The organism is Nocardia sp. NPDC050793 (genome assembly GCF_040654065.1).
Classification (GTDB): Bacteria; Actinomycetota; Actinomycetes; order Mycobacteriales; family Mycobacteriaceae; genus Nocardia.
In genome coordinates this window covers 92,420-112,022 of the sequence record NZ_JBFAHG010000011.1, presented here as the reverse complement: position 1 = coordinate 112,022, position 19,603 = coordinate 92,420, and the positions used below count along the sequence as shown (strand labels likewise).

Sequence of the window (19,603 nt, the reverse complement as noted above, 5' to 3'; positions counted from 1 at the left end):
TCGAGGGAAACGGGACGAATGCTCGTTAACCGAAGTGCTCGCTGAGCTGGGCGAATGCGATGGTTTGGGCGTACACCCCTGGGTGCGCCCCGTGGTCGAGTGGAAGAGGAAAAGCAGCTATGCCGATTGCTTCAGATCCGTCTCCGGGCGCGGAGCTCGCGGGGCGGCCCGAGGGCGCGGATCCGGTTCCCCAGTACGGCGCCTGGCGCAAGGGTGTCGCGGGTGTGCTCGCCAAGGCGCGCAGGGTCGAGGTCGCCGAGTTGCCGGACGAGCCGGAGCAGCTGCTCGCGCAGACCACCTACGATGGGCTGACCGTCGCGCCGCTGTACACCCGGCGCGACGAGCGCCCCGAACTGCCGCTGCCCGGCGCCTTCCCCTTCGTGCGCGGCCGCGACGCCACCCGCGACGTGCACCGCGGCTGGTACGTCAGCGCCTTCGTCGGTCCGGGCGACGGCGCCGCGGCCAAGCGGGAGATCCTGGCCGGACTGGAGAACGGCATCAGCGCGGTCTGGCTCGGCGTGGGCGAGCGGGGCGTCCCTCTCGCCGAGCTACCCGCGGCGCTGGACGGCCTGCTCTTCGAGCTGGCGCCGCTGACCCTCGACGCAGGCGCGCAGGTGTCGTCGGCCGCCGCAGCGCTTTTCGCGGTGTTCGACGGCTACCAGGCGCCGCAGCGCGCCGGTATTCAGCTCTCTCTCGGCGCTGCGCCGCTCACCAGCCGCTTCGCGGGCGTCGCCGACACGGAGCTGTCGGAGGCCGTCGCGCTGGCCGCCCAGTCCATCGCCCGTTCGGAGACGGTGCGCGCGATCACGGTGGACGGCACCGTCTTCCACGACGCGGGCGCTTCGGACGCGCAGGAGCTGGGCGCGGCGGTGGCCGCTGGCCTGGAGTACCTGCGCGCGCTGACCGAGGGCCAGGACATCGCGGACGCGCTGGGCCAGCTGGAATTCCGGTTCGCCGCCACCGACGACCAGTTCGCGACGATCGCGAAATTCCGTGCCGCGCGCAAGCTCTGGGCCCGCGTCGCGCACGCCTGCGGCGCGCCGGACTTCGGTGGCGCACCGCAGCACGCGGTCACCTCCGCGGCCATGATGAGCCAGCGCGACCCCTGGGTGAACATGCTGCGCACCACGCTCGCCGCCTTCGGCGCCGGCGTCGGCGGCGCGGACACCGTCACCGTGCTGCCGTTCGACTCCGCGCTGCCCGCCGGTGAATTGGGCGTGTCCAAGTCGTTCGCGGATCGCATGGCCCGCAACACCCAGCTGCTGCTGCTCGAGGAGTCGCACCTGGGCCACGTCCAGGATCCGGGCGCCGGTTCCTGGTACGTCGAGGACCTGACCGCCGAATTGGCCGCCAAGGCTTGGGCGTTCATGCAGGAACTGGAGGCCGCGGGCGGCTACCTCGCCGCGCTGGACTCCGGTCTGCTCGCCGAACGCGTCGCCGCCACCAGGGCCGCCCGCGATTCCGATGTCGCGCACCGCAAGACCGCGGTGACCGGTGTCAACGAATTCCCGAACCTGGCCGAGCAGCCGCTCTCGGCGGCGGCCCGCACGCCGGGCCGGGTCGCCCGCTACGGTGCGGCCTTCGAAGCGCTGCGCGACCGGTCCGATGTGTACCTGGCGGACAACGGAAACCGGCCGAAGGCGCTGCTTGTGCCGCTCGGCACGGTGGCCGAGCACAATGTGCGGGTCACCTTCATCGCGAACCTGCTGGCCTCCGGCGGCATCGAGTCGATCAACCCGGGGCCCCTCGATGTGGCCGGAATCGCCTCCGCGGCAACGGAAGCCGGCGCATCGATCGCGGTGCTCTGCGGTTCGGACGCGCGCTACGGCGCGGAGGCGGGTGCGGCGGTCGACGCGCTGCGCGCCGCGGGTGTGACAACGGTGCTGCTGGCGGGCGCGGCGAAGGCCGTCGCCGAGCTGAGCGGCACGCAGCGCCCGGACGGATTCCTCGCCGCGAAGATCGATGCGGTGGCGGCGCTGTCCGGCCTGCTGGAGAAGGTGGGAGCCTGATGACTACGCGTGAGATCAAGCACGTGATCGGCAATTTCGCCGAGGTGCCGCTCGACGAGCACGCGCCCGAACCTGCCGCGGTGGACGCCGCCCAGGTCGAGGCCTACGTGCAGGGCGCGGCGGCGGCCAACAACTACACCTCCGAGCAATTGGTGTGGTCGACACCGGAGGGCATCGATGTGCCGCCGGTGTTCACCAAGGCCGATCGGGACGGCGTCGCGGCGGAAGGCTACCCGCTCGACAGCGTGCCGGGTGTCGCGCCGTTCGTGCGCGGTCCGTACCCGACCATGTACGTCAACCAGCCGTGGACCATCCGCCAGTACGCGGGGTTCTCCACCGCCGCCGACTCCAACGCGTTCTACCGCCGCAACCTGCAGGCCGGTCAGAAGGGCCTGTCGGTCGCGTTCGACCTCGCGACGCACCGCGGTTACGACTCCGATCACCCGCGCGTGCAGGGCGATGTCGGCATGGCGGGCGTCGCCATCGACTCCATCCTGGACATGCGCCAGCTCTTCGACCACATTCCCCTGGACCAGGTGAGTGTGTCGATGACGATGAACGGCGCGGTGCTGCCGATCCTGGCGCTGTACGTCGTCGCGGCGGAGGAGCAGGGCGTCGCGCCCGAACAGCTGGCCGGAACCATTCAGAACGACATTCTGAAGGAGTTCATGGTCCGCAACACCTACATCTACCCGCCCAAGCCCTCGATGCGGATCATCTCCGACATCTTCGCCTACACCAGCGCGAAGATGCCGAAGTTCAACTCGATCTCCATCTCCGGCTACCACATCCAGGAGGCCGGAGCCACGGCCGACCTGGAGCTGGCCTACACCCTCGCCGACGGCGTGGAGTACATCCGCGCGGGCATCGACGCGGGCATGGAGGTCGACAAGTTCGCGCCGCGGCTGTCGTTCTTCTGGGCCATCGGCATGAACTTCTTCATGGAGGTCGCCAAACTCCGTGCGGGACGGCTGCTCTGGAGCGAGCTGGTCGCGAAGTTCGAGCCGAAGAGCGCGAAATCGCTGTCGCTGCGCACCCATTCGCAGACCTCGGGCTGGTCGCTGACCGCGCAGGACGCCTACAACAACGTGGCGCGCACCTGCATCGAGGCGATGGCCGCGACCCAGGGCCACACCCAGTCGCTGCACACCAACGCGCTCGACGAGGCGCTGGCGCTGCCCACGGACTTCTCCGCCCGCATCGCGCGCAACACCCAGCTGCTGATCCAGCAGGAGTCCAACACCACCCGGCCGATCGACCCGTGGGGCGGCTCCTACTACGTCGAATGGCTGACCCACCAGCTGGCCAACCGGGCCCGCGCGCACATCGCCGAGGTGGAGGCGCACGGTGGCATGGCGCAGGCGATTTCGGAGGGCATCCCGAAGCTGCGCATCGAGGAGGCCGCCGCGCGGACCCAGGCGCGGATCGACACCGGCCAGCAACCGGTGATCGGCGTCAACAAGTACCAGGTGGAGGAGGACCACGAGGTCGAGGTCCTCAAGGTCGAGAACTCGCGGGTGCGCGCCGAGCAGATCGAGAAGCTGCGGCAGCTGCGCGCCGACCGCGACCCGGAGGCCGTCGAGCGGGCGCTGAACGAATTGACCCGCGCCGCAGCCTCTTCGGAAGGCGGCATGGCGAACAACTTGCTCGCGCTGGCCATCGACGCGGCGCGCGCCAAGGCCACCGTCGGTGAGATCTCCGACGCGCTGGAGAAGGTGTACGGCCGCCATCAGGCCGAGATCCGCACGCTCTCCGGCGTTTACCGCGACGAGGCAGGGAAGGTCACCAACATCACCACGGCGAGCGAGCTCGTCGAGGAATTCGCCGAGGCCGAAGGACGACGGCCGCGCATCCTCGTCGCCAAGATGGGTCAGGACGGGCACGACCGAGGACAGAAGGTGATCGCCACGGCCTTCGCCGACCTCGGCTTCGACGTCGACGTGGGCCCGCTGTTCCAGACCCCGGAAGAGGTGGCGCAGCAGGCGGCCGACAACGACGTGCACGTCGTCGGTGTGTCCTCGCTGGCGGCAGGCCACCTCACGCTGGTGCCCGCCCTGCGGCAGGCGCTGGCCGATGTCGGGCGACCCGACATCATGGTCATCGTCGGCGGCGTCATCCCGCCCGGTGACTTCGACGAGCTCTACCAGGCGGGCGCCGCCGCGATCTTCCCGCCCGGCACCGTCATCGCCGACGCGGCGATCGATCTGCTGAAGAAGCTCGCGGCCGAGCTGGGTCACGAGATCGGCAGCGGCGCGGCCGAATGACTGAAGCAGACTCCGCTCCAGCCCGTGAGGGAGCGGCGCGCCGCACCATCGACGTCGACGCACTCGCCACGGCGGTCCGCAACAACGAGCGGGCCGCCCTGGCGCGGGCCATCACCCTGGTCGAGTCGACCAGGGCCGATCATCGAGCCCTGGCGCAGCAGCTGCTGCTGAAGCTGACGCCCGAGGCGCAGGGTTCCGCGAGCGCGGTCCTCTCGAATCGGGTGGGCATCACCGGTGTGCCCGGTGTCGGCAAGTCGACGTTCATCGACGCGCTCGGCATGGACCTGATCGGCAAGGGGCATCGGGTGGCGGTGCTCGCCGTCGACCCGTCCTCTACCCGCACCGGCGGCTCCATCCTCGGCGACAAGACGCGGATGGCGCGACTCTCGGTGGAGCGCAACGCCTATATCCGCCCCTCGCCGACGGCGGGCACGCTGGGCGGCGTTGCCAAGGCGACCCGCGAGACCATCGTGCTGCTGGAGGCGGCGGGCTACGACGTGATCCTGGTGGAGACCGTCGGGGTCGGCCAGTCCGAGGTGACGGTCGCGAACATGGTCGACGTGTTCTGCTTCCTGACGCTGGCTCGCACCGGAGATCAGTTGCAGGGCATCAAGAAAGGCGTGCTCGAGCTCGCCGATCTGGTGGCGGTGAACAAGGCCGACGGCAAGCACGAGGTGGAGGCCAAGGCGGCCGCGCGCGAGCTGGCCGGTGCGCTGCGCCTCATCCACCCGCACGACGCGCTGTGGCGTCCGCCGGTGCTCACCATGAGCGGTCTGCAGGGCATCGGCCTGGACAAGTTCTGGGACACGGTGCTCCAGCACCGCAGGGTGCTCACCGACGCGGGTGAGTTCGACGAGAAGCGCCGCCGCCAGCAGGTCGACTGGACCTGGACGATGGTGCACGACCAGCTGCTGCGCAGGCTCGCCGACAACCCGAACGTGAAAGCGATTCGCGGACAGGTGGAAAAGCAGGTGCGCGAGGGCACGTTGACCGCGGCGCTCGCCGCCGAGGAGCTCCTCGACGCCTTCGACACCCCGCGCGAGTAGCTCGTCCGCCCGACGGCCGATCACGCGATCAGTTCGAGCTGCGGGCTCGCGCTCCAGCACGTGCCGCCCGCGCGGGTGAGCAGGCGGCCGATGGCCTCGGCGACCCGCCGGGGTTGTTCGAGGATCACGGAGTGGCCTGCGCCGTCCAGCAGCACCAGATCCGAGTACTCCACGGCCGCGGCCATCGCGACGGAGTGGGACGGCGGTGTTATCAGGTCGGCCGACCCGCACAGCACCAAGGTGGGGATCCTCGACAGCACGGCGAGCGCCTCGGTCCGGTCGAAGGCGGCGAAGGCGCTCAGGAAGCTCGCCATCGTCACGATCGACGTCTGGTTGTGCATCGCGCCCGCGAGGGCGAGAACGGCCGGGCTGACCTTGCGATCGCCGAATTCGGCGGTGCGGATGAGCGGCGCGAAGACCTTGCTCGCCACGAGCTTCGCGTGATGCATCACGCCGGGAGCGCGACGGACCGCGGTCTGGAACAGGGAGAGGGCCGGATTGCGCAGCAGGCGGCCGAAACCGGCATCGGCGATCCCGGCCGCGGCGGTCGCGATCAGCGCTACGCCGACGATGCGCGTGCCGATCTGGTGCGGATTCCGCGCCGCGTAGGTCAGCGCGGCCATGCCGCCCATCGAGTGGCCGGCGAGGACGACCGGTCCGGTGGGTGCGACCGTGTCGAGCACGTCGCGCAGGTCGTCGCCGAGCTGCTCGATGGTGTAGGTCCGGCGCGACGCCGCGGCCGAGTCGCCGTGGCCGCGATGGTCGTAGCAGACGACCCGGGCGCACTCGTAGTGCCGCAACAGCGCGTCTCGGACGTAGGTCCAGGACTCGGTGTGCAGGCAGTGCCCGTGCAACAGCACGATGGTGAGGTCCGCGTCGCGCGGGCCGTATTCGCGAACGGCGAGTTCCACACCGTCCTCGGTCCGGACCGTGACACGTCGTCGCGCCGAGGTGGCGATGCTGTTGACGTTCGACATGGTGTGCTCCGGTTCGCTGATGGTGGCTTGTCCTACTGTCCGCCATATCGGCCGCCGGTAGCAGGCCCCCGAGTGCTGAGGTCCGTCCCCCAGGGGTGGAGCGGATCACCACCTAGGTGAGGTCGGGCACGGCGGCTCCGGCGCGGCGATCGAGGGTCTGCCGCCCGCGCATCACCGTGGCGACCGCCACCGAGACGGCGGTGAGCTGAGCTTTCGCCCTGCGGCGCTGTGCCGGATCGGCGCTCGCCTTCCACGATGTGTCCACCGGGGCGGTTGTGCTGTAACTTACTGGCCGGGAAGAGGGTTCGTCGCGGCAGCGATCGATGTCCTGTTCTCCGAATGTGTTTCACCTACGCAGTGGGAGTTCGCCGTGGCAGGTCGGCATCGTCGGGTAACCAACTCCGGGGCACGTAATGCCGTCCGGCCCATGGTGGGTGCGGTGCCGATCGTGTTAGCCGTGGTCTGCGCGGGCACGGCGACCGCGGACCCGGTCGGCACGCCGGCGACGCCCGGCATCACTCAGCCCGAGCAGCCGGTGCCCGTGGTGACCCCGGAGACGCCCCGCCAGCCCGGCGTCACCACCGAGCCGATCCGGCCGTCCGAGCCGGGCCCGTCGGAGCCCGTCCAGGTGCCGGAACCGCAGCCGGACCCCGGACTCCAGTACGTCGAACCCGCGACCCCGGAACCGCAGCCGGTTCCGCAGAGCGCGCCGGTCGAGCCGGAGGTTCAGCCGGAGCCGCAGCTGCTGCCCGAGGCCGCGCCGCACACTTTGCGCGTCGGTGACTTCAGCGCCCCGGTTCCCCAGGAAGTGCCCGGCGACCTGCTGGCCGGGGTGAATCACGGTATCGCCGATTTCGAAGCCCAGGTGGCGGCGGCGTCGCAAGGCATCGGCATCGACTCGCATCGAGCGGGCAACATCGCCGGGGGCGCGCTGATCGGCGCGGCCGTCGCGGGTGTGCCCGCCGCGTTCGTCGGCGGCGTCGGCGGCGGCCTGATCGGTGCGGGCGTCGGATTCGGCGTCGGTGGCGCGGGGACGGTGGCGGGCGCCGCGATCGGTGCAGCCGTCGGTGCGGCCGCCCTCGGCATTCCCGCCGCCGCGGTCGGCGGCCTCGTCGGCGGCGCGGTGGGTTCGCAGATCGCCTGATCGCTCCCGCCCGTTCGTAGCGAAAGCCGGGCGGGACCCCGCCGTCAGCGACGGCGGGGTGTGCCGGGTCTGGCGACTCGGGCATCGGACCATGGACAGTTGGTAACGCTCGCGTCGGCGGCGACGAGCGAGACGCCGTCAGCCGCGTCCTGCCGTGCGGGGCCGACGACGAGGTCGGGACTTTTCGCGCCGGGTCTGCGGTTGAACGTGGGGCCGATAATGGTTGTCGGGAACTACATCAGCTCGCGAAGGAGGACGCGTGACCGACACGCGGAAGGCGATTCTGGCCGGCGGATGCTTCTGGGGCATGCAGGACTTGATTCGTAAGCAGCCGGGGGTGCTGTCCACGCGGGTCGGGTACACCGGTGGGCGCAACGATCACCCCACGTACCGGAATCATCCGGGGCACGCGGAGGCCGTGGAGATCGTGTACGACCCGGCGGAGACGGACTACCGCGCGCTGCTGGAGTTCTTCTTCCAGATCCACGATCCGACCACGAAGGATCGGCAGGGCAACGACATCGGCACCAGCTACCGCTCGGCCATCTTCTACCTGGACGAGGATCAGCGGCGGACCGCGCTGGAGACCATCGTCGATGTCGACGACTCGGGGTTGTGGCCGGGCAAGGTCGTCACCGAGGTGACCCCCGCGAGCGACTTCTGGGAGGCCGAGCCGGAGCACCAGGATTACCTGGAGCGCTACCCGGACGGATACACCTGCCACTTCCCGCGGCCCGGGTGGAAACTGCCGAAGCGGCAGACCGCGTAAGAGTTTCGCCGAAGACCGACCGTTGCCGCGAAGCGCGGTCGGTCTGTCAGCCGGACCGAGCCCGCCCCGTTTCCGGTCGCCGTTGGTCGCATTCGCGACCGGCGAGCCGGGGCGGGTGTCGATTGTTCGAATGGTGGGTATCGAAGCCGTAGTTGGCGTCATGGATCGGGTGGGTGCAGCACCTCCTCGATACAGCGAGCGGTCGGCCGAGCCCAGAACAGCGACTCCGGGGCTTGCCTCGTGGTGAGTTGTCCGGGAAAGGTGTTTCGCGCTGCCTGGCCCATCAGACGGTGTCACCGAGGGATTCGAGGAGGATCCGCAGGGTGGCGGCGAGGCGCTGCCGTTGCGTCGCCGAAAGTGGTTCCAGGAGGCGGTGTTCGGTCGACACGTGGTCGGGGAGCGCCGTGTCGATGAGTTCCCGGCCCGCCTCGGTGAGGGTCACCTGAACGCCGCGTCCGTCTCGATCGTCGGGGGAGCGCGTCACCAGTCCGCGTTCCTCCAGCCGGTCGAGGCGCTGGGTGACGGCGCCTGAGGTGACCATCGCCGAGCGGGTCAGCTCGGTGGGGGTCAGCCGGTGCGGCGGGTCGTTGCGGCGCAGCGTGGCCAGGACGTCGAACGAGGCGGCGTCGAGCCCGTGCGCGGCGAACGTCTTGCGTAATTCCACGCCGACCAGCAGCGAAAGACGGCTCAGCCGCCCGAGAACTGCCATCGGCGAGACATCCAGGTCGGGGCGCTGGTCCTGCCACTGGGCCAGGACGCGGTCGACGTGATCGGTCACGTCGGCAGCTTAGAGGAGCGCCGCCGGACTCGGCGCGTCCTCGAGGGGCAGCTCGCCCGGAATAGTTTAGTGTTGAGGTAAGTTATTTAGCGCTAAGAGATAACGGAGCGAGGAGGTTCTCACGATGCGAATCACGGTGTTCGGAGCGGCGGGAGAGGTGGGTCGCCGGGTCGTGGCCGAGGCACTCGCGCGCGGACACGAGGTGACGGCGGTGGTGCGCGACCTCGAAAGGGCGGCGGGCCTGCCGGTCGGCGTCGCGGTGCGCACGGGTGACGCCGCGAAGGCGCAGGATATCGAAACGCTCGGTGCGGGGCAGGATCTGGTGATCACGGCGACCCGCCCCGCCGTCGGCAGGGAAGGCGAGCTGTCGGGGATGACCGCGGCGCTGCTCTCGGGAGCGGCCCGCGCCGGAGTTCGGCTCCTGGTGGTCGGCGGCGCGGCGACACTGATCGTCCCCGGCGCCGAGGGCGCGACCTTGCACGAGATGCCGGACTTCCCGGCGGAGTTGCGGGCCATCGCCCGGGCCTGCGCCGACCAGCTGGCCGTGTGCCGCGCCGATGCCGCCGCCGACTGGACCTACCTGAGCCCGCCCGCGGAACTGGTGCCCGGCGAGCGCACCGGCGCCTACCGCGTCGGCGGTGACGAACTGCTCAGCGATCAGGACGGCGTCTCCCGGATCTCCCTGGAGGACTTCGCGGTCGCGCTGCTGGACGAGGCGGAGCGTCCGGCGCACCGCGGCGTCAGGTTCACCGTCGCGGCGGTGTGAGAACCCGCGTGGCTCAGCGGGGTGAATCACACAGGAACGCCGCTGTCATTTCCGCGGCGTCGTGCAGTCGTGCGGCGCCGTAGGGGGTGCGTTCGAAAACCCAGACGCCTTGGAGGAAAACCAGCAGGAAGCGGGCCAGCGCACGGGGATCGCGGTCGGCGGCCAGTTCGCCCTGCGTCTCGGCGCGCGTGAAGGCTGAGGTGAACGTGGCTTCCCAGCTCGCCCAGCCGGATTCGACCAGCACGGCGATATCGGGGTCCCGGGCGGCGAGTTCGACGGCGGTATTGGACACCAGGCAGCCCAGGTAGCGGTGCTCGACGCAGGCTTCGGTGACGAAGTGATCGATGAGCGCTCGGATGGCGGGCAGGGCAGGGCCCGGTTGCGAGAGTGCGGCGGTGATCTGTTCGTCGGCGAGTTGCAGATAGCGTTGCAGCGCCTTGGTGAACAGTTCGTGTTTGCAGCCGAAGGCGGCGTAGATGCTGGCCTTGGCTATGCCGAGATGCTCGACCAGATCGGCCATCGAGGTCGCTTCGAACCCGCGCTGCCAGAACAGATCCATGGCGAGGTCGAGCACGACGTCCGGGTCGAACTCCTTGGTACGCGCCATGTTTCGTAATCCTCTCCTATTGCGACCGACCGATCGAATATGTGCGCATGGGTCGTCGCGGTAACCGCTGACACGTGCGATCGAACGCCGCCGCGAAGGAACGCATCCCCGACGTCGACCGTCCGGCCTGGAAGATATGTCGTTGGCAATCCGCCGATCAGCCCTTCAGCGTCGGATCGGCGCTTCCGATCGCACGATCGACGATCTGTGCAGCCGGGACATATCAGGATTTTCGGCGGACGGAATTCTACGACAGGCAAATGGTCCGCCGGGTTCTCACCCGGTGATCTCCCTGATGCGCGCGGCGAATTCCGCGTCGGTGCGCTCGAAAGCCGCGCGGATGGCGCCGAACAGGGCCTGGATCTCGGTGGCGACCGCGATGTACTCGGCGAGCGTGTCGTAGGCGTTGTTGGGTCCGCCGAAAGCCTTCTCCCGGAACAGCTTCACCAATTCGATCGCCGACCACAAGCGGGGATCTTCCTCGCCGAGCCCCCAGTGGCCGAGGCCGCCGATCGCCCGCGCGTCGTGCTGCGCGGCCGACAGCGCGGCGATCAGCTCCTGGCACGCGCGGTCCAGGTCCAGAAACACCTGGGGTTCCAGGCGCACCTGTAGCGCACCGGCTTTCGCATCCTCGATGAATGCCCCGAACGGGTTCGTCACGGCCATGGCGGTCGCCCCTTCCACTGGTTCCGTCGATGTATCAGACGCGCTGGCCCCGGAACCGGTTCCATCGAAACACGAATTCACCCAGCGCGCCGTCGGTTCCTGTGCACGCGGGGCGGCGGAGCCGAGCCGCTCGGCTCGTCAGTGGGTGTCGCGGGCGATGACGATCGGGCAGTTCGCGGAGAGAACCAGGGATTGGCTGGTCGAGCCGAGCACCATGCTGCTGAATCCGCTGCGCCCCCGGCTGCCGACCACCAGCAGCTGCGCCCGCTCGGAACGTTCGCGCAGCAGGCGTGCCGGCCGGTCCTTGACGACCTCCCGGTGGATGCGGACGCCAGGGAAGCGCTCCTGCCAGCCCGCCAGGCTCTCGGCGAGCACGTAGTCCATCTCGGTGGCGATCGAGCCCGGCTCGAATCCGTAGCGCTCGGGCAGTTCGACGCCGGTCCAGGCGTGCAGTGCGACGACGTCCACCCCGCGCACCGCCGCCTCGGCCAGCGCGATGCCGACCGCGGGCTCGCTCACCTCGGTGCCGTCCACGCCGACGATCACCGGCCGCGAACGCACCTCCGGCGACAGGTCGATGCCTTCCCGCACGACCGCGACGGGACAGTGCGCGCGCCGCGCCAATGCCGAGCTGACCGAACCGAGCAGGGCCCGGCGCAGGCTGCCGCGCTCCCTGGTCCCCACCACGATCATCCGTGCGCCCGCGGTGTGATCGAGCAGGCTCGGGGTGGTCACCGCCTGCGCGAGCTCCGTGGTGACCTCGACGCCCCCGAATTCCGCCGCCGCTTTCTCGGCCTGCCGGGTCGCCGCGTCGAGCAGCCTGCGACCGTGATCGGTGAGCCGCGCGTAGTCGGCGCTGGTGAGCGGCTCCGTGGCGCCGGGACCGTAGTCGGCCACCACGTCCACGATGTGCAGCAAGTGCAGTGGCGCCCGATGCCGCGCGGCAGTCTGCGCCGCCCAGACCACCGCCGCCGCCGAACCCGCGGAACCGTCCACGCCCACCAGGACCGCCGGATTCACCGCCATGACCGTCTCCTCTCGTGTGCCACGCGCTCGCTGACCTCGAGAAAGTTCCGGTGGACTCGGCCACCTCCCGTGACGATACCCCCGGTGATCGCCGGTCTTCCGGTGTCGGAGGGCGCGCCGACGACGACGCCCGCCGATTGCCGAGCTTCGCTCAGGAGGAGGTGGCCGCGGGGGCCTCAGCCTTTTCCAGCACGGTTGCCACGTGCCGTCTGGGACGTTTCGCCCCCGGCATCCACCAGTTGGCGCGGCCCATGAGCTGTACCAGGGCGGGCACGAGCAGCATCCGCACCAGGGTCGCGTCGATGACAAGGGCGACGATCATGCCGATGCCGAGGAACCGCATCGGCGTCAGCGGCGAGAGCGTGAACGCGCCGGTGACCAGGACGAGCAGGACGGCGGCCGCCGTGATGACGCGCGCCGTCTTCACGGTGCCGACGCGCACCGCCTCGGCGGTGTCCGCGCCCGCGTTGTGCGCCTCGACCATGCGCGAGAGCAGGAACACCTCGTAGTCGGTGGAGAGGCCGAAGACCACCGCGATGATCAGCACCATCATGCCCGCGGCGATCGGCCCGACGCTGACGCCGAGCAGGCCCGCCAGGTGTCCGTCGGCGAAGATCCAGGTGAGCACGCCGAACGTCGCCGCGAGGCTGAGGAAGGCCATCGCTACCGCCTTGAGCGGCAACACGATCGAGCGGAAGGCGGCCAGCAGCAGGCCGACGGTGGCGAGCACCATGGCCAGCGCCATCAGCGGCATTCGCGCGACGATGGAATCGACGCTGTCCCGGGTGGCCGCGGTGTCGCCGCCGACCCGAATCACGGTATCCGGCGGTGGCTCCAGTGCGCGGATGTCGCGCACCGCGGCCGTCGCGGCGTCGCTGCGATCGGTGGCGTTCAGGAAGACGTGCAACACCACGAAATCGTCGGCCCGCCCGACTTGCAGCACCGAGCGGACGCCGGACACGGAACCGAGTGCGCGCCACGTCTCGTCGACCGCGGCCGCATTGGGCACCGAGCCGTCCACGCCGCGCAGCACCGCGGTGACACCGCTACTCGCGGCGGGGAAGTCGGCGGTGAGCCGGTCGACGGTCGCGCGCATCGCGTTACCCTCGGGCAGCGCCCGGTGGTCGATGTCGCCGAGCCGGATTCCGCCGAGCGGCGCGGCCAGCGCGAGCAGCACCGCGCCCACCGCGATGGTGACCGTGCCCGGCCTGCGCAGCACGGCGCCGACCATACGGCCCCAGAACCGTTCGGTGCGCTCGTTCGCCTTGGCGCGCCCGATGCGCGGCCCGAACAGCGCGAGCATCGCGGGCAGCACGGTCAGCGACAGCGCGGCGGCCAACCCGACGGCGGCGATGGCGCCGAAACCCAAGGAGCGCAACACCGCCTGCGGGAAGACGAAGGTACCGGCGAACGCGCAGATCAGCAGCAGCGCGGAGAAGGCGACGGTGCGGCCCGCGGTCGCGCAGGTGCGTTCGATCGCCTTCGGCACGTCGTGCCCGTCGGCGATCTCCTCGCGAAATCGGTTGACCAGGAACAGTCCATAGTCGATCGCCATGCCCAAGCCGAGCAGCGAGGCGATGTTGACCGCGAAGGTGCTCACCTCGGTGATCTCGCTGAGCAGCCGGATGGCGCCCATCGCGCCCGCGACCGCGAGCATGCCGACAACCACCGGCAGCGAGGCCGCCGCGACGCCGCCGAACACCAGCACCAGCACCAGCAGGGTCACCGGCAGCGAGATCGACTCCGCCACCAGCAGATCCCGCTGCGACTGGGCGGTGATCTCGGTGGACAGCGCGCTGTAGCCGGACAGCTCGGTGTCGATGCCGGGAACATGTAGCGCCGCTTCGAGTTTCGGATAGGCGGCGATGCGCTCGGTCTCGTCACCCGCGGTGAACACCACCGCGAGCGCGTGGCGCCGGTCAGGGGAGCGCAGGAAGTTCGTGCGCGGCGGGACGCTGTTCCAATAGCTTTCGACCGGCCGCGCCAGCAGCGCGGGATCGATGGCGGCGATCGCCGCGCGCACCCGCGGCCCGATGTCCTCGAGTGTCTGGCCCTCCGGGGCCGTGTAGATCGCCACCACGTCGGGATTCTGCGGGCCGAAGTGCTCGGTGACGAGCCGGTCGACCAGTGCGGATTCGCTGTTCGGGTCGATGACGCCGCCCGCGCTGAGCCGCTCGGCGGCGCCCGCGCCGAACAGGCCGCACAACCCCATCACAACCACCGCGACACCGAGCACCGTGCGCGGTCGCGCCATAACGATCCGGGCCCACGCGATCATCGCCGACCTGCCCGATGGTCGTCCCCCGGAAAGTACGGATAGGTTTCGCTCATCGGAAACTCCTGTGCCGCAGTGGTTGTGCCGTAGTTGTCCGGCGTCAGTGCGCCGGCGAGGCCGCGAGTTCGCGTTCCAAGGTGGTCACCAGGCGATCCAGCAGCGCCTCCAGCCGCTGCTCGACCCCCGCGCCGTTGCGGCAGGACACCGTGATCTCCAGCCGCCCGCCCGATTGCACGATGGCGAACAGCAGCGGCATCATCCCGCTGTGCTGGGGCAGCACCCGGATGGACGTCGGGGTGTAGCCGGGTACCGCCATCCCGTCCAGATCGAAGACACCCACGTGAGTCACCGCGGCGGAGACCAGATTCCGGCCCAGGCGCGCGCCGACCCAGTTGCCCGCGCGCATCGCCCCGCGCACCACCGCGGCCGGGAACGCCGTCAGCCCGCCGTTGTCCATCTGGTTGAGCTCACGGTTCTCTTTCAGGCCCGCGCGCAACTGGTCGTTCACGGATTTCCAGTCGTCGCCGGGAGCGATGTCGAGGAACAGCGGCAGCGCGAGGTTGGCGGTGGACCGCAGCGTGTGGTCGTGCCTGCGCAGGTCGACCGGAACCATGATGCGGGACTTGGCCTGCCCGGCCTCGGCGAGCACGGCGGCGACCCGCGCGAGGATGCCCTTGCCGGTCCCCTCGATCGTGCGGTGCCGCAGCAGCCAGCGCGATGCGGCCGGATCCTGCTTGCCGCGACCGGCCGCCGACTGGAAGGTCGGCAGCAGCACCGTGGGTTTGCCGGGCGCGCCGATGCGTTCGACCAGTTGGGCGTCGGCGATCGGGTCGGGCGCGCCGAGCGGTTCGACGCCGCGCAGCGCGCGGAACACGTCGTCCACCCACATGCGCATGCCCATGCCGTCCATCACGCCGTGGAAGGCGCGGAAGACGATGGTCACCGGATCGGCGGTGAGCAGCAGGATTTCGCAGGTGCGGTCCGGCGTCGGGCCGATCGGGCTGTTGAGGACGGGGTCGTTCTCCAGCTCGGGATAGGTCAACGTGTGGCCGTCGACGACCCGCACGGTGGCCGCGATGCCGGTGTCCACCCAGTCGGCTCCGTCCCGGACGAGCCGGGAGCCGGGGATGGCCGCCGAGGCGACGTCGACCGCGCGCTGGAGTTCGGCGGGATCGAGCGCGCCATGGCCGTGCACCGCCACCTGCATCAGGAACGGCGGGGCCAGCTCCCGCGCGGCGAAGTACAGACGCTCGGTCGGGGTGATGGGACGGCGAAAGGTGGTGTCGCTGCTCATGATTGCCTCCGGGTCGGGGTCAGCGCAGATGCCTGGTGAGTTCGCGGACGCCCCCCTGGGTGTCGAGCCAGGCGAGGAAGCTCGCCAGCCCGGCCTCCCGATCCACGATCGGCCGGTAGCCGAAATCGCGGCTCGCCGCGCCGGTGTCGTAGGTCGCCGAGCGGGTCATCAGCGCCACCGCGTAGCGCGACAGCGGCGGCGACCAGCGGGTGGCCACCGCCGGAATCCGCCAGACCGTCTCGATCACGGCCACCACCGCGTCGAGCACCCGCCGGTTCGGCTGCCGCGTCGGCGGCTGGTAGCCCAGCTTCGCGGCCACCTGCCCGAGGAACTGCCACACGTTCGTCTGCTCGGCGTCGGCGATGAAATACGGTTTGCCGCCGACGGATTCGGAGGCGAGTGCCATGATCGTCGCCTCGACGATGTTGTCGACGTGGCACAGCGAGGCGTACACGTCGCGCCCGTACGACAGATCCGGCAGGCGGCCCTCGGCGACGCGGTCGAGCAGCCGCACGATCGGCCCCGATCGGTCGCCCGCGCCCCAGATCGCCCTCGGCCGCAGTGCGCAGGTGGCGAAACCCGGTGCGTTCGCGGCGAGTACGGCGCGCTCGGCGGCGGCCTTCGTCTCGGCGTAGAGGTTCAGGTAGCGGCGCGGGTAGGGGAGCGACTCGTCGACGTCGAGCAGGTCGCCGCCGTGGTAGTCCATCATCGCGCTGGGGCTGGAGATGAACACGAACCGCGACGCGCCGCCCCGCTTGGCCGCGTCGAGCAGCCGCTGGGTGGCGCGGACGTTCTCTTCCCAGAACTGCTCGCGGGTGCCGCGTTCGTCGACGCGCGCGGCGCTGTGCACGACCGCGTCGATCCCGCCGGTCGCCTCCACCAGCGACGGAGCGTCGGTGAGGTCGCCGTAGACGATCTCGACCCGCTCGCGCGCGTCCCCGAGGTCCTTCAGATTGCTGGTGCGCCGCACCAGGATTCGCACGTCGTGCGCGCCGTCGGCCACCAGCCTGCGCACGAGCGCGCCGCCGAGGAAGCCGGAGGCCCCGGTAACGAGAATCTTCATCGCTGCCCCTCTCGATGATCGGTGGGTGGTGTGCCGTCGCCGGTCGCGTCGGCCCTGCCGGAGCCGAGCCGATCCCCGTACCAGGTCAGGCCGAAGATTTGGGTGAGCACCGCGGTCTTCAGCGGGGAATGGCCCGCACCACGTGTGGCGCGCAGCGCGACCGGGATCTGGGCCGCGTGCACCACCACGCTGAGAAACGCGTCGATCCACCACACGGCCCGCAGCCATCGGTTGCGCGGCGCCCGTTCGGCGAGCGCCGCGGCCAAGCCGGCCGCGAGGTAGAGCCAGCCGAGGATCGGAATCGCCCGCAGCGCGGTCGTTTTCATCGCCGCGCCTCGGCCTTCAGCTGCTTGCCTGCCCACACCGCGAGCTGTTCGCGCCCGATCTTGGCGTTGTGCCGGATGTCCACCGGGAACTTGGGGTGTACCAGCACATCGGTGATCCGCTTGGTGAGCTCGTATTCGGTGGCGCGGGTGCGCAGCTTCATTTCGACGGCGGTGCGATCCATGCCCGGCTTCAGCTCGACGCACAGCACGGGCCGCTGCGCGCCCTTCGGGCCGACGCCGACCAGCGCCGTGCGCGCCACGCCGGGCACCGTGTTGAAGATCTGTTCGAGCTGCACGGTGAACATCGGTCCGTCCGCGGTGACCACCCGCTGACTCTTGCGCCCGCAGAACCAGATTCGGCCTTGTTCGTCGATCCAGGCCAAATCGCCGGTACGGTGCCAGATCCGGTCGCCGTCGACGATCTTGCCCTGGTGGTTGGCCTCGTCGGGCCAGTAGTACCTGGTGCTCACGTTCGGGCCCGAGACGACGAGTTCGCCGACGCCCCTGGTCTTCTCCAGCTCGCCCGCCAGCTCCTCGGCGCGCGCCCAAGTCGGGATCGGCGCGTCGGTGATGGCCACCAGGCGTGCCTCGACCCGGTCCGACGGTTGCCCGATACAGGTGCCATCGCCCTGGTGCGCTCTGGTCACCAAACCGCCCAGCAGTTCCCTGGATTCGATGGTGGACATGGGCAGCGCCTCGGTGGAGCCGTAGCCCGCGAAGATCTGCACGTCCTCGTTCAGCACCTCGCGCAGCCCGGCGATGCACCAGTCCGGCACCGGCGCGCCGCCGGAGTAGATGCTGGCGAGGGTCGGCAGAGCCGTCTTGTGTTGCTCCAGGTGGCGCAGCAGCGGGATGAGCACCGCGGGCGAGGCGAACATGGTCCGCACACCGAATTTGCCGATGGCGTCGACCACGTGCGCCGGGTCCGTCGAGCCGACCTTGCTGGGAATCAGCGGCGGCAGCACGCAACGTGCGCCGAGCAGCAGATCCAGCACGCCGACCAGCGGCAGCGTGATCAGCGAGGTGTCCGGTGGGACGTGTCCGCGCGCGGTGTCGACCTGCTCCACCATCGCGGCGAGATTGCCGTGGGTGAGCTGCACCGCCTTGGCCGGACCGGTGCTTCCGGTGGTGAAGGCGATGATCAGCAGACTGTCGAGGTCGGCGGGTGCGCGTTGCGGCGCGGGCCGCTGCGGGCGGCGAGCCCAGTCCTGCAACCGCTCACCGCGCCAGAACCACTGCTTGCCGACGGTGACCGCGGTGCGCACGCCGCGGAAGCTCCGGGGAAACAGGACGCGCAAAGCGTGCGCCTGCGGGATGCCGATGAACGCCTCGGCGTCCACTGCGCGCAGGCAGCGCAGCATCTTGCGCACGCCCATGCCCGGGTCGATGACCACGGGCGCGGCGCCGATCTTCAACAGCGCGAACAGGATTGCGTAGAGCTCGGGACTCGGCAGCACCAGCACGATGGTGCGGGTGCCGGTCCCGACGCCGGAGGCGGTGAGCCGTTCGGCGATCGCGTCCGACCATTCGTCGAGTTCGCGATAGGTGAGGTGCCGGTAGGCCGGCAGGCCATCGGGATTCTGCCCCTCGGGGTAGATCACCGCTTGGCGGTCCGGCTCCGTGCGCGCGAACGCACGGAACCGGTCGATGGCCTGCCAGTAAGTCCCTGCGGTCACGCGGGCGCCCCGACGAGGGCAGGCAGCCGGTACAGCACCGCCGCCGCCGACGGGCCCGCGCCCGCCGCGACGAACAGCACCCGCGTGTGCGAGCCGAACGAATCCTGCGCCACGGCACGGTCGTAGGCCAGCGGCAGCGCGGCGGTGTGCGGGTCACCGTCGGACAGGTCCGGGGTGCGCACCGAATCCCGCGCGATGCCGAGCGCGTCCGCCAGCCGCAGCGGGAATTCCCCGCTGGGCGTGGAGGCGATGAGCACCGTGGCGGCCAGGTCGACGTCGTCGGCCTCGGCCAGCGCCGCGCGGGCGGTCTCCAGCGCGACCTCGAGGAGACGGTCCTCGAAGCCTGCTTCGCGCTCGATGGTCATCAGGCCGCGGCCGACGGTACCCATGGTGGCGGTGTCGACGTAGGCCTCGATGGCAGGCGTGCCCTCGGCGGTCGCGTTGTGCACGCGGCCGAAGCCCTCGGGCTCGTCGGTGCGCTCCAGCAACAATGCGGCACCCGCTGTGGCGTACGGGAATTCGTCGTCGGCGACCGCGCGGGTCAGCGACGGGTGGGTGTCGCCGGAGACGATCAGCACGTGCTCGGAGCTGCCGGTCTCCAGGATCGCGGTGGCCACCTGCACCGCGTTGAGCACCCCGACCGCGCCGTTCATCAGGTCGAACGAGAACGAGGTCGGATCGTCCTTCTCGTACTCGAGGCCGATGCCCGCCGCCTTCTGGATCAGCGCGGACACCGCGGGTTCCACGGTGTTCGAATCGCGGTGCACGCCCGCGTTGATCAGCACGCCGACCTGCTCGGGCCCGATGCCTGCACGGTCCATCGCGCGCCGCGCGGCGCGACCGCTGTGCACGACGATGCTGTGGGTGTCGCCTGCCCGGCTGACTCCGGTGGACTTGATACGTACGCCCATGTCGAT

18 protein-coding genes are annotated in these 19,603 nt (G+C 70.3%); 6 read left to right on the top strand and 12 right to left on the bottom strand.

The genetic code is table 11. The annotated features are described in order from the left end of the window. Nucleotides 1-119: 119 nt before the first annotated feature. Genes AB0H50_RS29960 through meaB form a run of 3 tightly spaced genes read left to right on the top strand, consistent with a single transcriptional unit; the run spans nucleotide 120 to nucleotide 5,319 of the window. Nucleotides 120-2,009: a methylmalonyl-CoA mutase family protein gene (locus AB0H50_RS29960; protein ID WP_357459123.1), complete on the top strand. Its 1,890-nt coding sequence runs from the start codon at nucleotides 120-122 to the stop codon at nucleotides 2,007-2,009. Then, nucleotides 2,009-4,273, top strand: a complete 2,265-nt coding sequence (scpA, locus tag AB0H50_RS29955; RefSeq protein WP_357459121.1) for a methylmalonyl-CoA mutase — start codon at nucleotides 2,009-2,011, stop codon at nucleotides 4,271-4,273. Before AB0H50_RS29960 ends, scpA begins: the two co-directional genes overlap by 1 nt. Continuing rightward, the gene (gene meaB, locus AB0H50_RS29950; RefSeq protein ID WP_357459118.1) at nucleotides 4,270-5,319 is read left to right on the top strand and encodes a methylmalonyl Co-A mutase-associated GTPase MeaB; all 1,050 of its coding nucleotides are present in this window, start codon (nucleotides 4,270-4,272) and stop codon (nucleotides 5,317-5,319) included. Before scpA ends, meaB begins: the two co-directional genes overlap by 4 nt. A 20-nt stretch (nucleotides 5,320-5,339) precedes the next feature. Here the strand turns inward: meaB and AB0H50_RS29945 are convergent, their stop codons facing one another. Together AB0H50_RS29945 and AB0H50_RS29940 are read right to left on the bottom strand one after the other, a co-directional pair. Beyond that, complete coding sequence (locus tag AB0H50_RS29945) at nucleotides 5,340-6,296, bottom strand: alpha/beta hydrolase (RefSeq protein ID WP_357459117.1); 957 nt, start codon at nucleotides 6,294-6,296, stop codon at nucleotides 5,340-5,342. A 112-nt stretch (nucleotides 6,297-6,408) separates the two neighbouring features. Beyond that, nucleotides 6,409-6,561 carry a hypothetical protein gene (locus AB0H50_RS29940; RefSeq protein ID WP_357459114.1) on the bottom strand — a complete coding sequence of 51 codons (153 nt, stop codon included), beginning with the start codon at nucleotides 6,559-6,561 and terminating at the stop codon, nucleotides 6,409-6,411. A gap of 174 nt (nucleotides 6,562-6,735) precedes the next feature. Between AB0H50_RS29940 and AB0H50_RS29935 the strand changes: the two genes are divergently transcribed. Then, on the top strand, nucleotides 6,736-7,440 hold the full coding sequence (locus AB0H50_RS29935; protein WP_357459112.1) for a hypothetical protein: 705 nt from the start codon (nucleotides 6,736-6,738) through the stop codon (nucleotides 7,438-7,440). A 259-nt stretch (nucleotides 7,441-7,699) separates the two neighbouring features. Continuing rightward, the gene (gene msrA, locus AB0H50_RS29930) at nucleotides 7,700-8,209 is read left to right on the top strand and encodes a peptide-methionine (S)-S-oxide reductase MsrA (protein ID WP_357459110.1); all 510 of its coding nucleotides are present in this window, start codon (nucleotides 7,700-7,702) and stop codon (nucleotides 8,207-8,209) included. Nucleotides 8,210-8,492: 283 nt separating this feature from the next. Here the strand turns inward: msrA and AB0H50_RS29925 are convergent, their stop codons facing one another. Beyond that, nucleotides 8,493-8,987, bottom strand: a complete 495-nt coding sequence (locus AB0H50_RS29925) for a MarR family transcriptional regulator (protein ID WP_357459107.1) — start codon at nucleotides 8,985-8,987, stop codon at nucleotides 8,493-8,495. A 124-nt stretch (nucleotides 8,988-9,111) separates the two neighbouring features. On the opposite strand from AB0H50_RS29925, the gene AB0H50_RS29920 reads away from it, so the two are divergent. Next, nucleotides 9,112-9,753 carry an NAD(P)H-binding protein gene (locus tag AB0H50_RS29920; protein ID WP_357459104.1) on the top strand — a complete coding sequence of 214 codons (642 nt, stop codon included), beginning with the start codon at nucleotides 9,112-9,114 and terminating at the stop codon, nucleotides 9,751-9,753. Nucleotides 9,754-9,766: 13 nt separating this feature from the next. Here the strand turns inward: AB0H50_RS29920 and AB0H50_RS29915 are convergent, their stop codons facing one another. From AB0H50_RS29915 to AB0H50_RS29875, 9 genes are all read right to left on the bottom strand, one after another. Beyond that, a complete protein-coding gene (locus AB0H50_RS29915; RefSeq protein WP_357459102.1) occupies nucleotides 9,767-10,360 on the bottom strand; it encodes a TetR family transcriptional regulator in 594 nt (197 codons plus the stop codon). Nucleotides 10,361-10,636: 276 nt separating this feature from the next. Then, nucleotides 10,637-11,026, bottom strand: a complete 390-nt coding sequence (locus tag AB0H50_RS29910) for a hypothetical protein (protein WP_357459099.1) — start codon at nucleotides 11,024-11,026, stop codon at nucleotides 10,637-10,639. A 138-nt stretch (nucleotides 11,027-11,164) separates the two neighbouring features. Next, nucleotides 11,165-12,052 carry a universal stress protein gene (locus tag AB0H50_RS29905; RefSeq protein ID WP_357459096.1) on the bottom strand — a complete coding sequence of 296 codons (888 nt, stop codon included), beginning with the start codon at nucleotides 12,050-12,052 and terminating at the stop codon, nucleotides 11,165-11,167. Between the two features lie 151 nt (nucleotides 12,053-12,203). Continuing rightward, entirely contained in the window at nucleotides 12,204-14,330 is a 2,127-nt protein-coding gene (locus tag AB0H50_RS29900) for an MMPL family transporter (RefSeq protein ID WP_357459093.1), read from the bottom strand. Nucleotides 14,331-14,427: 97 nt separating this feature from the next. Further along, the gene (locus AB0H50_RS29895) at nucleotides 14,428-15,621 is read right to left on the bottom strand and encodes a peptide synthetase (RefSeq protein WP_357459091.1); all 1,194 of its coding nucleotides are present in this window, start codon (nucleotides 15,619-15,621) and stop codon (nucleotides 14,428-14,430) included. Between the two features lie 19 nt (nucleotides 15,622-15,640). Beyond that, nucleotides 15,641-16,684: an NAD-dependent epimerase/dehydratase family protein gene (locus AB0H50_RS29890; protein WP_357459089.1), complete on the bottom strand. Its 1,044-nt coding sequence runs from the start codon at nucleotides 16,682-16,684 to the stop codon at nucleotides 15,641-15,643. Continuing rightward, nucleotides 16,681-17,010 carry a hypothetical protein gene (locus AB0H50_RS29885; protein WP_357459087.1) on the bottom strand — a complete coding sequence of 110 codons (330 nt, stop codon included), beginning with the start codon at nucleotides 17,008-17,010 and terminating at the stop codon, nucleotides 16,681-16,683. Before AB0H50_RS29885 ends, AB0H50_RS29890 begins: the two co-directional genes overlap by 4 nt. Continuing rightward, on the bottom strand, nucleotides 17,007-18,686 hold the full coding sequence (locus AB0H50_RS29880; RefSeq protein WP_357459086.1) for a fatty acid CoA ligase family protein: 1,680 nt from the start codon (nucleotides 18,684-18,686) through the stop codon (nucleotides 17,007-17,009). Before AB0H50_RS29880 ends, AB0H50_RS29885 begins: the two co-directional genes overlap by 4 nt. Then, complete coding sequence (locus tag AB0H50_RS29875) at nucleotides 18,683-19,597, bottom strand: hypothetical protein (RefSeq protein ID WP_357459084.1); 915 nt, start codon at nucleotides 19,595-19,597, stop codon at nucleotides 18,683-18,685. The genes AB0H50_RS29880 and AB0H50_RS29875 overlap by 4 nt, the downstream gene beginning before the upstream one ends. Nucleotides 19,598-19,603 lie beyond the last annotated feature (6 nt).